Origin of the sequence: Nonomuraea rubra, from assembly GCF_014207985.1 — a bacterium.
In the GTDB taxonomy this organism is placed as follows: domain Bacteria; phylum Actinomycetota; class Actinomycetes; order Streptosporangiales; family Streptosporangiaceae; genus Nonomuraea; species Nonomuraea rubra.
The window spans coordinates 11,738,204-11,750,409 of sequence record NZ_JACHMI010000001.1 but is presented as its reverse complement, the minus strand read 5'-3'; the positions used below and the strand labels follow the sequence as shown (position 1 = coordinate 11,750,409).

Genomic DNA, 12,206 nt, shown 5'->3' with positions numbered 1-12,206 from the left:
ACCTCCGTTCCATTGTTTGACAACGATCCAACTATACGTCAGTTTGATGAGCGTCCAACTATTGCTGGAGTGGAGGCTCCATGAGCTCACGGCTCTATCCGATGGCTGCCGGAAATTTCGCGATCGGTACGGGCATGTTCGTGACCGCCGGGCTGCTGCCGCCCATCTCGACGGACCTGGGGGTCTCCCGATCCGCCGCGGGGCAGCTCATGACGGTGTTCGCACTGGCGTACGCGCTGCTCTCGCCGGTGCTCGCCGCGCTGACGGCACGGATGTCACGCAGGACGGTGTTGCTGGTGGCCATGGGGGTGTTCGTGGCGGGCAACACGTTGACGGCGCTGGCTCCCACGTACGCGCTGGTCATGCTGACCCGGGTGGTCGCGGCGGCGGGGGCGGCCATGTTCACGCCCACGTCGTCGGCCGTGGCGAACGCGCTGACCGAGCCCGAGCGGCGCGGGCGGGCGCTGGCGCTGGTCATGGGCGGGCTGAGCGTGTCGTCGGCCATCGGGGTGCCGCTCGGCACCTGGCTGGGCGAGGCGGCCGGCTGGCGGGCGACCCTGTGGCTGGTCGCGGGGCTGGGGCTGGTCGGCCTGGTGGGAGTGGCCGCGCTGGTGCCGGAGGTGCGGATCCCGGTGTCGGGGCGGTTGCGGGAGCGGTTCGAGCCGTTGCGGGACCGGGGGGTGCTGGCGGTGATGGTGACGCAGCTGCTGATGTTCGCGGCGGGTTTCACCGCCTACACCTACATCGGTTCGCTGTTCGACCTGCCGCTGCCCGCGCTGCTGTGGGCGTGGGGGGTGGGCGGCATCGTGGGCAACGCGCTCGGCGGGCGGCTCACCGACGCGTACGGGCCGCGCCGGATGATCCTCGCAGGGCTGGGCACGTCCGTGGTGTTCCTGGCCCTGATCCCGGTCGCGAACCTCGCCATCCCCGTCGCGCTCGTCTGGGCCTTCCTGTGGGGCGCGACCGGCTGGCTGGTGGCGCCCGCGCAGCAGTTCAGGACCGTCACAGCGGTGCCGGGCAACGTGCCGATCGGGCTGGGGCTGCTGTCGTCCGCCCAGTACGTCGGGCTGTTCGTGGCGGGGCTGGCCGGTGGCGCGGCGCTGGAGTCGTACGGCCGGGCGGGGGTGGTCGTGCTGTCCACCGGGTTCGGGCTGGTGGCGCTGCTGTTCACGCTGGCCACGTACCGGGAGCGGCCGAAGGTGGGCGTGCCCGCTACCTAAGTAGGGGTTCAGATCGCCGGGTTGTTCGCCAGAATGTCAGATGTGTCTGACGAGCGGGACCCACGTGACGAGCCCCTGTCCGATGACGCGGGGCAGGCGCCCGTGCCGCCCGGCGGCGATCCGCGCGACGAGCCCGCCCCGTTCGGCGCCGTCGTCCTGCTGACGGCAGCGGCGGCGGCGGGCGTCATGGTGCTCGGCGCGCTGGCGCCCACGGCGCTGAACCTGAAGTTCCTGCTGTTCGGGCCGATCGCCCTCGTCCTGTTCGAGATCGCCGTGCACGAGGTGTGGTGGAAGCGGTGGTGGGGGGCGATCCCGGGCGCGGTGCTGGGGCTCGCGATCTACTTCGAGGGCCGCGCGGCGCTGGCCGACCTGATCGGGGACGCGTGGGCCCATCCGGCCGCGTACGTCACCGCCTGGGCCCTCTTCGCAGCCGTCTTCGCCTGGGCCAGCCGCTACCCCCGCACGTTCTCCTCCGCGTAGGGAACGGTCTCCTCCTCGTAGGGGACGGCCGGTAGGCCCGCAGGGGGACGACCGGCGGCGGCCCGCCCGCCTACGGTCGGCCGCATGTTCAACGACCACGTGAAATTCCGCCGCGTCGCGGCGGGCACCCTGCTCGTCGTGGCCCCCCTCCTGCAGGCCGTGGCCGTCGTCCTCGACCCCGGCACCTGGGGCGACGACCGGGAGGCCGTCAGCTTCGGCGACAACCCCGCGCTGGCCCAGACCCAGTCCGTGCTCTACCACTGGAGCTGGATGCTGATGGCCGTCGCGGTCATCGGCCTGATGCACCTGACCAGGCACCGGGCCACCCGGCTCGGCCACGTGTCGGGCGGGCTGGCGCTGATCGGCTATCTCCAGCTCTCCGGGCTGCTGCTGACCGACCCCGTCGAGTGGTACCTGGGGCAGCACAACAGCCCGGAGGAGGCCCAGCGGATCCTCGACGAGATGATGAACCTGCCAGGGGTGACGTTCGGGTTCCAGCTGCCGTGGATGTTCTTCGGCTTCATCGGGCTGCCGCTGCTGACCGTGGCGGTGTGGCGGGCCGGGTTCGTCGGGTGGTGGGTGCCGCTGGTGGTGGCCGCCGGGTACCTCGGCAGCTTCCTGGTCGAGTACGGGCCGCTGACGGTGCTGTTCTGGACCGCCCCCGTCGCCGCCCTGGGCTGGACCGGGGTGAAGGTCCTGCGCATGGGCGACGCCGCCTGGGCCGGGTACTACCAGGTCAGCCGATCGCCGGAATCCAGCCTGCGGTGACCGCGAGGATGATGAAGAAGCCGAGGACGATCCGGTAGATCACGAAGGGCGTGAAGCGGTGGGTGCTGATGTAGCGCAGGAACCACGCCACCGCCGCGTACCCCACGATGAACGAGACGATCGTGGCCACGATCGTGGGCCCCCAGTCGGGCGTGTTCGCGCCGCCGATCTCGAACAGCTCCAGCAGGCCCGAGGCGAAGACGGCCGGCATGGCCAGCAGGAACGAGTACTTGGCCGCGTCCTCGCGGCGGTAGTCGAGCAGCAGGCCGGCCGTCGTGGTGCCGCCCGAGCGGGACACGCCGGGGATGAGGGCCAGCGCCTGGGCGAAGCCGTAGATGAGGGCGTGGGTGATGCTGAGGTGCTTCTCCAGCGTGAGCTTGTTGCGGGCGGTACGGTCGGCGAACCACAGGATGAGCGCGAAGACGATCAGCGTGGTGCCCACCAGGCGCAGGTCACGGAAGACGGTCTCGATCTGGTCCTTCAGCACCAGGCCGAGCACACCGATGGGCAGGGTGCCGATGATGATGTACCAGCCCATGCGGGCGGCCCAGTGGCCGCGCAGCTCCTTGACGAACAGCGAGCGCGTCCACGTCGAGATGATCTGCCAGAGCTCCTGACGGAAGTAGATCACCACGGCCAGCTCCGTGCCGATCTGGATGACCGCCGTGAACGCCGCCCCCGGGTCCGGCCAGCCGGCGAAGGCGGAGACCACCCGGATGTGGGCGCTGGAGGAGATCGGCAGGAACTCCGTGAGCCCCTGGACCAACCCCAAGATCACCGCTTCTAGCCAGCCGATCACGACTACACCTCTCGTGCATGCGGGAGTGACGAGGGTGAGGTTAGCGGAATCGGGGGCCCGGCAATCGCTCTCGTCCGCCGTGAGGGCGGTCGGTGCGGGGAAGGCGGCCAGGACGGCGACTGCCCGGGCCGGTGGATGATCCCGGCAATTCACCGGAAGTTTGTACGATGTTCGCCCGGATATGCCTGTCGCGCGCCGGGCTGGGCCGGGTGTGACCCCGCCCAGCGCGTGGACGAGCCTGCCAGCGCTTCCGGACGAGCCTGCCAGCGCTTCCGGACGAGCCTGCCAGCGCTTCCGGACGAGCCTGCCAGCGCTTCCGTTTCCCGGCGAGGCTGCTAGCGCTTCCAGACGTGCGCGTTCGCGCGTACGAAGTCCGCGAAGTCGCGGGACGGGCGGCCGAGCGCCTCCCGCACGCCGTCCGTCACGCTGGCGTTGCGGCCGTCCAGGATGTCGGTGAACAGGTGGCCCAGACCCTCGGCCGCCTCGCGCGGCACCCCGTGTTCCACGGCCCCGGTCACGTACTCCTCCGGCGTGACCCGGACGAACGTGATCTCCCTGCCGATGATCTCCGACAGCTCCCTGGCCACGTCCGCGAACGTCAGCAGCCTCGGCCCCGTCATCTCGTACAGCTTGCCCGCGTGCCCCTCCTGGGTGAGCGCGGCCACGGCCACGTCCACGATGTCCTCCACGTCCAGGAACGGCTCGGGCACGTCGGCGGCCGGCAGCGCGATCACGCCGTCGAGCACCGCGCCGAGCAGGAAGTCCTCGCTGAAGTTCTGCATGAACCAGCTGCAGCGCAGGACCGTCCACTCGGCGCCGGACTCCTGCATGGTGCGCTCGCTGGCCTGCGCCTCCGGCTCGCCCCTGCCGGACAGCAGGACCAGCTTGCGCACGCCGTTGCGGACGGCCAGCTCGGTGAACGCCTTGACGTCGTCGTACGCGCCGGGGAAGGCCAGGTCGGGGTAGTAGGACACGTAGACGGCCGTCACGCCGTCGAGCGCGGCCTGCCAGGTGCCGCGGTCCTGCCAGTCGAAGGCCGGGGTGGCGGAGCGGGAGCCGACACGTACGGGCAGGCCGAGCGAGGTGAGCCGGTCAGCAATGCGGCGGCCGGTCTTGCCGGTGCCGCCGAGCACCAAAGTCGTCATGCATCTAGTAAGCCCCGATACCGATAAGACTCTCCATGGTTGAGAAGCGCAATCCCATATGCGATCGTCTAGCCTATGGACCAGCTCGCGGCGCTACTCGACGGCCCGAGAGCCCACGGCGCCTTCCTGCTCCGCTCCCTCCTGGAACCGCCCTGGTCGCTGCGCATCCAGGACGAGGCCCCGCTGTCGGTGATCGCACAGGTGCGGGGCGAGTCGTGGGTCTTGTTCGACGACGGTGAGCCCGTACGGCTGGAGCCCGGGCAGGTGGCCATCGCGCGGGGGCCGGAGCCGTACACGGTGGCCGACCACCCCGGCACCAAGCCGCAGGTCGTCATCAACCCCGGCCAGCAGTGCACCACGCTCGACGGCGAGGTCCTCTACCAGACCCTCGACCAGGGCCTGCGTACGTGGGGCAACAGCTCCGCCGGCGGCACCGTGCTGCTCACCGGCACCTACAACCTGGAGGGCGAGGTCAGCAGGCGGCTGCTCGAAGCGCTGCCCCAGCTCATCGTGCAGCCGGGCGGCCCGATCATCTCGCTGCTCGGCGCGGAGATCGTCAAGGACGAGCCGGGGCAGGAGGCGGTCCTCGACCGGCTGCTGGACCTGCTGCTCATCGCCGTCCTGCGAGCCCACTTCGCCACGAACGAGGCGCCCGCCTGGTACCGCGCGATGAGCGACCCGGTGGTCGGCAAGGCCATGCGCCTGCTGCACAACAACCCGGCCCACCCGTGGACGGTGGCCGCGCTGGCCGCCGAAGTGGGGGTCTCCAGGGCGGCGCTGGCCAGGCGCTTCACCGAGCTGGTCGGCGAGCCGCCGATGTCGTTCCTCACCGACTGGCGCCTGGCCCTGGCCGCCGACCTGCTGCGCGAGCCGGACGCCACGATCGGCTCGGTGGCCAGGAAGGTCGGGTACGGCAGCCCGTTCGCGCTCAGTGCGGCCTTCAAGCGGGTGCGCGGCGTCAGCCCGCAGGCATACCGGTCGGCGACGGCAGCGGGGGCCAAGTGAAGCCCCTGCTCCTGCTGGACGTGGACGGCGTGCTCAACCCCATGGGCCGCCCCACGCCCGACTTCCGCCGCTACCGCTGCACGATCGGCACCGACGTCTACACCGTGCACCTCAACCCCCGCCACGGCCGCCGCCTGCTGGAGCTCGCCGTGGTCACCGGCTCCGAGCTGGTCTGGGCCACCACCTGGGAACACCACGCCAACGACTGGATCGCCCCCCGGATAGGCCTGCCGTCGCTGCCCGTCATCTCCATGGGCTCCTCCTCCGACGCGCCCGCGAGCGAGTACGGGGAGATGTTCAAGACGCCGCACGTGGCGGCGTACGCGGGGCAGCGGCCGTTCGTCTGGTTCGACGACCAGGTGTGGGCGGAGGACGAGGAGTATCTCAGGGTCCATCAGGGTCTGGCCGACTTCCTGCTCGTCCACGTGGATCCCAGGCAGGGACTGACCAGCCGACATCTGGGCATGGCACATGAATGGCTGACCCTTACAGGGTTTTCTCAGGGTTCCTGACGGGAGTCTTGCGGCCACGCTGTCCGTTTTCCAGATAGGTCGCGAAAACCACACGGAGGAACAGCATGTACCGCTCTCGTGAGCACCGGATCATCGCAGGCGTCTGCGGCGGGCTCGCCGACAAGATGGGCCTGCCGCCCACCCTCGTACGAATCCTCTGGCTGCTGCTGTCGCTCATCCCGGGGCCGCTCTGGGTGGTCTACGTCGTGATGTGGATCCTCGTCCCGGAAGCGCCGAAGGGCTACCGCACGGCGGCCTGACCCCGGGGCCCGGCAGGGGGCGCTGACGCGCCCCTACGCCGGCGGCGCGAGCCGCGCCACCTGGTCCAGGAGCGCCTCATCCGGTTCGCCCTGCAACAGCCCGTTGTTCACCGAAGGGCGGCAGTGCGGCATGACGTGCACCCAGGCCGCCGGGCCCTCCTCGTACCGGAAGATCAGCCGGAACGTGTCGGTCACGGGCCCGACCTGCTGGCAGCCGTTCGTGCTCGGCCTGGTGGCCAGCGTGTTCAGTGCCGACGCCAGTTCGGCGGCCTCCCGTGCCCCGTGTTCGGCGCGGGGATCCGCCTTCCGGTTGCTCCGAGCTCTGCAGACCAGCACGTTGACGGCACCTTCCGGCACCATCCGCTCGTTCTGGCCGCGCCGGCCGAGCGGCTGCTCGCACGGGTCGCCGGGCTGGTCCAGGCGCCAGGTTCCCGTGCGGTAGGCGGCGGTGAGGCTGCGGCCGACGTACACGTCGCTGGTCACCGTGCCGTTGGTGAGCGTGGCGCAGGAGTTGACCTCTTCCGCGCCGCCCAGCCACAGGCCGCTGCCGTCCGGATAGGTGAAGCGCACGAGGTAGTTCGTCATCCGCCCGCCCATCAGCGTGCACCCGCGCTCGGCACCCGCGGTGTCGACCGGAAGGTAGGCCAGGTCGCGGGCCATCGCCCCGGCCTGGCCGGGCAACGTGCGCGAGCCGGCCAGCCTCTCGCCGCCCGGGTCGGTGTTCTCTCCCGGGTAGGCGCAGATCAGCGCGTCGACGGGAGTGCCGGGCACCAGCGAGTCCGCCGCGCCCTCGATGCCGGAGGCGGCGGGAACCCAGTTGCCGATCTCCTCGCTGTTCCACTGCTGCGGGCAGGAGGCAGGCACCGCTGGTTCCCGCTCTCCAGGTGCTGGTGGAGTCCTTTCTCCCGCGAGGCCCGGAACCACCGCGACCACGGCACACGCCGCGACCGCCGACGCGCCGATGGCGACCCAATGGAGTGGCTTCACACCGGTTGAGACGGATCGGGCCCCCGCCCGGTTCAGCCCCGGAAGGGTACGTGCCGGTGCGTGCGGACAGCGGCATATCCTCGAAGCATGAGGGCAAGGCCGCTGACGCTCATCCAGGATGAGCTCGTCGATTACGACCAGGCGATGGAGCGCATGACCGACCTCGTCGGGCAGCGCCAAAGGGACGAGCGGCCGGACACGCTCTGGCTGCTGAGCCACCCGTCCGTCTACACCATCGGGCGCCGCACCCCGATCTCCCACCTGCCCGACCCCACCCGCGGCATCCCCGTCATCGAGACCGGGCGCGGCGGTCAGCTCACCTACCACGGGCCCGGGCAGCTCGTCGGCTACCTCGTCGTCAAGCTGGACGAGAGCGAGGGCATCGTCGACTACGTGCGCGAGGTGGAGCTGAGGCTGGTCGAGGCGCTGGGCAAGCTGGGGCTGCCGGCCGAGCGGCGCGACACGCCGCCGGGCTCCGAGCTGCTGACCGGGGTCTGGACGGCCGAGACCGGGCGGAAGATCATCTCGATCGGGATGCGGCAGAGCCGGGGCGTCACCAGCCACGGGTTCGCGCTCAACGTCGACGGCGACCTGACGCCGTGGAACTGGGCCGTGGCCTGCGGGATGCCCGACGTCGACATGACCTCGCTCAAGCGCGAGCTGGGCGCCACCGCCATGGACGAGGTGCGCGCGGTCGTGGCCGAGGCGTTCGAGGCGGCCTGACCGGCGGAGGTCATCCTCAGGGAGGAAATCTTGTCATTTCTCCCCGTTCATGCTTGAACTTAGGCGATGATCCAATCTTGGTCGCACGCCCCGACGGGGGGATCGACTGAAGATTGGAGCACTGTGCGAAGAAGGTTTTCCCTGCTCGCCGCCGCCTTAATGGCGATGGCGACGCTGTCGTCCGTCTCGCCCGCCAGCGCGGAGACGACGAAGACGACGGAGACGGCACCTACGATCACCTGGGCGCCCTGCGAGGAGGAGCCCACCGCCGAGTGCGGCAAGCTGACCGTCCCGATCGACTGGTCCCAGCCCGACGGGCCGACCGTGGACATCGCCGTCGCCCGGCGCAAGGCCACCGACCCGGCCGCCCGCATCGGCTCGCTCGTGATCAACCCGGGCGGTCCGGGCGGCTCCGGCGTGGAGGCCGCGTACGGCGCCACCTGGTTCACCGATGAGCTGCAGAAGCGGTTCGACATCGTCGGGTTCGACCCTCGGGGTGTGGGGCGCAGCAACCCGGTGATCTGCTCGGCGTCGGTGTACAACCAGATGCCGCACACCGTCATGAAGAGCCAGGCCGACTTCGACGCCTGGAACGCGTTCACCAAGAAGCTGCACGCCGACTGCCGCGAGCGCACCGGCCCGCTGTACGACCACGTCGACTCCAAGGACGTGGCCCGTGACCTGGACGCGCTGCGCGCCGCCCTCGGCGAGGAGAAGCTGACCTACTACGGCATCTCCTACGGCACGCTGATCGGCCAGATGTACGCGGAGATGTTCCCCGGCCGCGTCCGCGCGCTCGGCCTCGACAGCAACATGGACCACAGCCTCGGCGTCGCCGGCTTCCTGTCCACCGAGGCGCTCGCCGTCGAGGACGCCTTCGACCAGTTCGTCGGCTGGTGCGAGCAGGACCCGAGCTGCGTCCTGCACGGTCAGGACATCCGGGCCATCTGGAAGGGCCTGCTGGAGAAGGCGCGGCGCGGCGAGCTCGTCTACCCGAGCACCGGCACGAAGATGACCGAGCTGCAGGTCATCTACAACGCCGCGCTGGGCAACGAGGGGCCCGACTGGCAGACGCTGAGCCAGACGATCAACTGGCTGAACGGCGGCCCGGAGCCGGAGTGGGTGCCCCCGCTGCCCGGCCGCGGCCCCGTGGAGGGCGACGTGGCGTACCTGCCGACCGCCATCCTCTGCCAGGACTACAACCTCAAGGTGCGCAGCTACGCCGAGTACGCGGCGCTCATGAAGGTGTCCAGCACGCTGGCGCCGGACACGCGGTACCACCCGTACCCGATCGACGACCTGCCGATCTGCATGAACTACCCGACCACCAACCCGCCGCACGCGCTCAAGTACACGGGCGACGCCCCGCTGCTGCTCGGCAACTCGCTGCACGACCCGGCCACGCCGTGGATCTGGTCGGCCAACGCCGCCCGCCAGCTCGGCTCCAAGGCGGTGCTGCTCACGTACGAGGGCTGGGGCCACCGCATCTACGGCAAGGACAAGTGCCAGACGGACATCTTCGACGAGTATTTGATCTCGCTGAAGGTGCCCGCGCACGGCACGCGCTGCGCCGTCGGCACGCTTGCGGAGACGCTCAAGCTCAAGAGCACGAAGCCGGCCTGGCCGACGGACAAGCTCTCCTGGTAGGCCGTCCGGTGGGTACGGCATCGCGCCGTACCCACCGGTTTCACGCTGCAGCGTTCATGAGATGGGGACCTCGTCGACCGTACGGCGGGGTCCCGTGAACCAGTGGCGGGCCGACAGGGCCCACCACAGCGCGATCCCGATCAGCACCACCCCGACGGCGATCGGCGCGTAGTTGACCGACGTCCAGGTGAAGTCGGCGTTGCCGGGCACGCCGGCCGGCGAGAACGGCATGATGAAGTAGATCGAGACGATCACGATCTCGACGCAGGCGATCCAGCACAGCGCCTTGTACTTCTTGCCGAGCGTCCACGGGCCGGGCTGGAAGGCGTCGCCCATGCGCAGGCGCAGCCAGATCGGGATGAGGAATGCCAGGTAGAGCCCGATGACGGCGATGGACACGACGGCGTAGAAGGCGACCGGCGTGGTCAGGCCGGGAGGGGCGTACAGGGCGGGCAGCGTGATCAGGGCGGCGGCCACGCAGCCGGCGATGATCGCGTTGACGGGGGTGCGGTTGCGGTCCACCTTCGACCACAGGCGCCAGCCGGGGACGGCGCCGTCGCGCGAGAACGCGAACGTCATCCGGGACATCGAGGTCACGCAGCTCATCCCGCAGAAGAACTGGCCGATCGTGGAGATCGCGAAGATGGCCGTGGCGAGCGGGGAGGACAGCGCGGTCTCGAAGATGGCGCCGACGAACCCCGCCTGGTTGTTGAGCTCGTCCACGTTCGTGGCGGCGAACAGGAACGACAGCAGCAGGATCCAGCCGCCGATGGCCGAGTAGAAGATCGACTGCCACAGGCCGCGGGCCGCGCTCCTGGCCGCGCCCTGGGTCTCCTCCGACACGTGCGCGCAGGCGTCGAAGCCGGTGATCGTGTACTGGGTGAGCAGGAAGCCGAGCGGCAGCACGTACAGCCAGAAGGGCAGCCCGTCCGAGCCGTCGCCGAAGCCCGAGTTGTTGTTGGTGCCGAAGAAGACGAAGTCGGCCGACTGGTGGCTCTCCGGGGCGAAGATCAGGATGGCGACGACGATCGCGGCGCCGGCCACGTGCCACCAGACGCTCACGTTCTGCAGCAGCGAGATCAGCTTGTGGCTGTAGATGTTGATCAGCGCGTGCAGCGCGAGGATGATCACGAAGAGCAGGAACGCCTGCGGGAGAGTGCCCTCCCAGGCGCCGCCGGTCAGGCGGTTCAGGGTGATGTTGAGGAACGTGGCGCAGCCGTAGTCGACCGACGCGGTGACGGCGATGAGGCCGATGAGGTTGAGCCAGCCGGTGAGCCAGCCGTGGATCGGCTTGCCCAGCTTGGCGGCCCACCAGTAGATGCCGCCCGCCGTCGGATATGCCGACACCAGCTCCGACATGCAGAAACCGATGATCAGGATGAACAGGGAGATCAGCGGCCAGCCCCAGGAGATGGCGATGGGGCCGCCGTTGTTCCACGCTTGTCCGAAGGTCGTGAAGCAGCCGGCGAGGATGGAGATGATCGAGAAGGAGATGGCGAAGTTCGAGAATCCGCTCCAGGTGCGTGCCAGCTCCTGCTTGTAGCCGAGCTCGGCCAGTCGCCTGGAATCCTCTTCAGTGGTCATTGAGGTCTCCCTGGGGGGCGCGGAGGACGCTCCTTTTGGTCTACGTCTAGACCATTTCTTTCCAGGGGACAAGGCGTTACAGGAGGGTTTCGATCTCGTCAGGCGGAATGGTGGTCTCCCCCGCCGGCCGGGAGGAGACCACCGCAGGGGTCAGGAGAAGGCGTCCGTGGCCGCCTGGCAGAACGCCTTGAGGTCGTCCGGCTTGCGGCTGGTGACCAGCGTGTTCGGGCCTTCCGTGCAGACCACGACCTCCTTGTCCACCCAGGTCGCCCCGGCGTTGCGCAGGTCGGTCTGCAGGCTGGGCCAGGACGTCAGGGTCCGGCCGCGTACGACGTCCGCCTCGATCAGCGTCCACGGCGCGTGGCAGATGGCGGCCACCGGTTTGCCCGAGTCGAAGAAGGCCCGGACGAACCGTACGGCCTGCGGCACCGTACGCAGGAAGTCGGGGTTCGCGACGCCGCCTGGCAGGACGAGGCCGTCGAAGGAGGCCGCGTCCACGTCGTCCACCGTGTCGTCCACGGCGAAGGTGTCCGCCTTGTCCAGGTGGTTGAACCCCTGAGCCTGTCCGGAGGCGGTCGAGACGAGCCGGGGCGTGCCACCGGCCTGCTTGACCGCCTTCCACGGTTCCGTGAGCTCGACCTGCTCGACTCCCTCGGGAGCGACCAGGAAGGCGATGGTCTTGCCGTCCAGCATGTGACTGCCCTCCCTTGTTGTTCTCACCCCCTCTATCCATGGCCGCCGGATGTATGCTTCTTTACCCCTAGGGGGTATATTGGGTGTCAGGAGAGACGAGAGTGAGGGGTGTGACCATGACTGTCGCGACGTACCAGGTGGAGGGCATGACCTGCGGCCACTGCGTGAGCGCCGTGACCGAGGAGGTCGGCAAGGTGAGCGGTGTGAGCGGGGTCGAGGTCGATCTGGCGTCCGGGGCGGTGACGGTGACCAGCGCGGCGCCGGTCGACGCCGCGCTGATCGACGCCGCGGTGGCCGAGGCCGGTTACGAGCTGGCCGGCAAGGTCGAGCTGCTGCCCCAGGTGAGCGGGTCGTCGTGCTGCGGCAGCGGCGGCTGCCACTAG

Annotated in this window: 14 protein-coding genes; 9 read left to right on the top strand and 5 right to left on the bottom strand. The window is 69.7% G+C overall.

Translation table 11 applies throughout. The features are described from left to right. Window positions 1-80: 80 nt before the first annotated feature. From HD593_RS53785 to HD593_RS53775, 3 genes are all read left to right on the top strand, one after another. Complete coding sequence (locus HD593_RS53785; protein ID WP_185110557.1) at window positions 81-1,220, top strand: MFS transporter; 1,140 nt, start codon at window positions 81-83, stop codon at window positions 1,218-1,220. Between the two features lie 42 nt (window positions 1,221-1,262). After that, window positions 1,263-1,700 (top strand): hypothetical protein, encoded by a 438-nt coding sequence (locus tag HD593_RS53780; protein WP_185110556.1) that lies wholly within the window; start codon window positions 1,263-1,265, stop codon window positions 1,698-1,700. An 84-nt stretch (window positions 1,701-1,784) separates the two neighbouring features. Further along, window positions 1,785-2,468, top strand: coding sequence for a hypothetical protein (locus HD593_RS53775; RefSeq protein WP_185110555.1), 684 nt, complete (start codon window positions 1,785-1,787; stop codon window positions 2,466-2,468). Here HD593_RS53775 and HD593_RS53770 read toward each other — a convergent pair. Both HD593_RS53770 and HD593_RS53765 read right to left on the bottom strand, forming a co-directional pair. After that, window positions 2,437-3,246: an undecaprenyl-diphosphate phosphatase gene (locus tag HD593_RS53770; RefSeq protein WP_312904376.1), complete on the bottom strand. Its 810-nt coding sequence runs from the start codon at window positions 3,244-3,246 to the stop codon at window positions 2,437-2,439. The two genes, HD593_RS53775 and HD593_RS53770, sit on opposite strands and share 32 nt — an antisense overlap. A 356-nt stretch (window positions 3,247-3,602) precedes the next feature. Continuing rightward, window positions 3,603-4,412 carry a Rossmann-fold NAD(P)-binding domain-containing protein gene (locus HD593_RS53765; protein WP_185110553.1) on the bottom strand — a complete coding sequence of 270 codons (810 nt, stop codon included), beginning with the start codon at window positions 4,410-4,412 and terminating at the stop codon, window positions 3,603-3,605. A 75-nt stretch (window positions 4,413-4,487) separates the two neighbouring features. Here HD593_RS53765 and HD593_RS53760 point away from each other — a divergent pair, with 75 nt between their 5' ends. The 3 genes from HD593_RS53760 to HD593_RS53750 all read left to right on the top strand — a co-directional run bounded on the left by HD593_RS53760 (window position 4,488) and on the right by HD593_RS53750 (window position 6,189). Next, window positions 4,488-5,417 (top strand): AraC family transcriptional regulator, encoded by a 930-nt coding sequence (locus tag HD593_RS53760; RefSeq protein WP_185110552.1) that lies wholly within the window; start codon window positions 4,488-4,490, stop codon window positions 5,415-5,417. Then, window positions 5,414-5,929 (top strand): HAD domain-containing protein, encoded by a 516-nt coding sequence (locus tag HD593_RS53755; RefSeq protein ID WP_185110551.1) that lies wholly within the window; start codon window positions 5,414-5,416, stop codon window positions 5,927-5,929. Before HD593_RS53760 ends, HD593_RS53755 begins: the two co-directional genes overlap by 4 nt. Before the next feature lie 65 nt (window positions 5,930-5,994). Then, the gene (locus tag HD593_RS53750) at window positions 5,995-6,189 is read left to right on the top strand and encodes a PspC domain-containing protein (RefSeq protein ID WP_185110550.1); all 195 of its coding nucleotides are present in this window, start codon (window positions 5,995-5,997) and stop codon (window positions 6,187-6,189) included. 33 nt (window positions 6,190-6,222) lie between these two features. Here HD593_RS53750 and HD593_RS53745 read toward each other — a convergent pair whose 3' ends face one another. After that, the gene (locus HD593_RS53745) at window positions 6,223-7,053 is read right to left on the bottom strand and encodes a hypothetical protein (protein ID WP_185110549.1); all 831 of its coding nucleotides are present in this window, start codon (window positions 7,051-7,053) and stop codon (window positions 6,223-6,225) included. Between the two features lie 210 nt (window positions 7,054-7,263). Between HD593_RS53745 and lipB the strand changes: the two genes are divergently transcribed. Both lipB and HD593_RS53735 read left to right on the top strand, forming a co-directional pair. Beyond that, on the top strand, window positions 7,264-7,899 hold the full coding sequence (gene lipB / locus HD593_RS53740; RefSeq protein ID WP_185110548.1) for a lipoyl(octanoyl) transferase LipB: 636 nt from the start codon (window positions 7,264-7,266) through the stop codon (window positions 7,897-7,899). 123 nt (window positions 7,900-8,022) lie between these two features. Beyond that, a complete protein-coding gene (locus HD593_RS53735; protein WP_221525406.1) occupies window positions 8,023-9,546 on the top strand; it encodes an alpha/beta fold hydrolase in 1,524 nt (507 codons plus the stop codon). Between the two features lie 54 nt (window positions 9,547-9,600). Here HD593_RS53735 and HD593_RS53730 read toward each other — a convergent pair whose 3' ends face one another. Then, window positions 9,601-11,130, bottom strand: coding sequence for an amino acid permease (locus HD593_RS53730; protein ID WP_185110547.1), 1,530 nt, complete (start codon window positions 11,128-11,130; stop codon window positions 9,601-9,603). A gap of 150 nt (window positions 11,131-11,280) precedes the next feature. Further along, window positions 11,281-11,823 carry a type 1 glutamine amidotransferase domain-containing protein gene (locus HD593_RS53725; RefSeq protein ID WP_185110546.1) on the bottom strand — a complete coding sequence of 181 codons (543 nt, stop codon included), beginning with the start codon at window positions 11,821-11,823 and terminating at the stop codon, window positions 11,281-11,283. Between the two features lie 116 nt (window positions 11,824-11,939). Here HD593_RS53725 and HD593_RS53720 point away from each other — a divergent pair, with 116 nt between their 5' ends. Beyond that, the gene (locus HD593_RS53720) at window positions 11,940-12,206 is read left to right on the top strand and encodes a heavy-metal-associated domain-containing protein (protein ID WP_185110545.1); all 267 of its coding nucleotides are present in this window, start codon (window positions 11,940-11,942) and stop codon (window positions 12,204-12,206) included.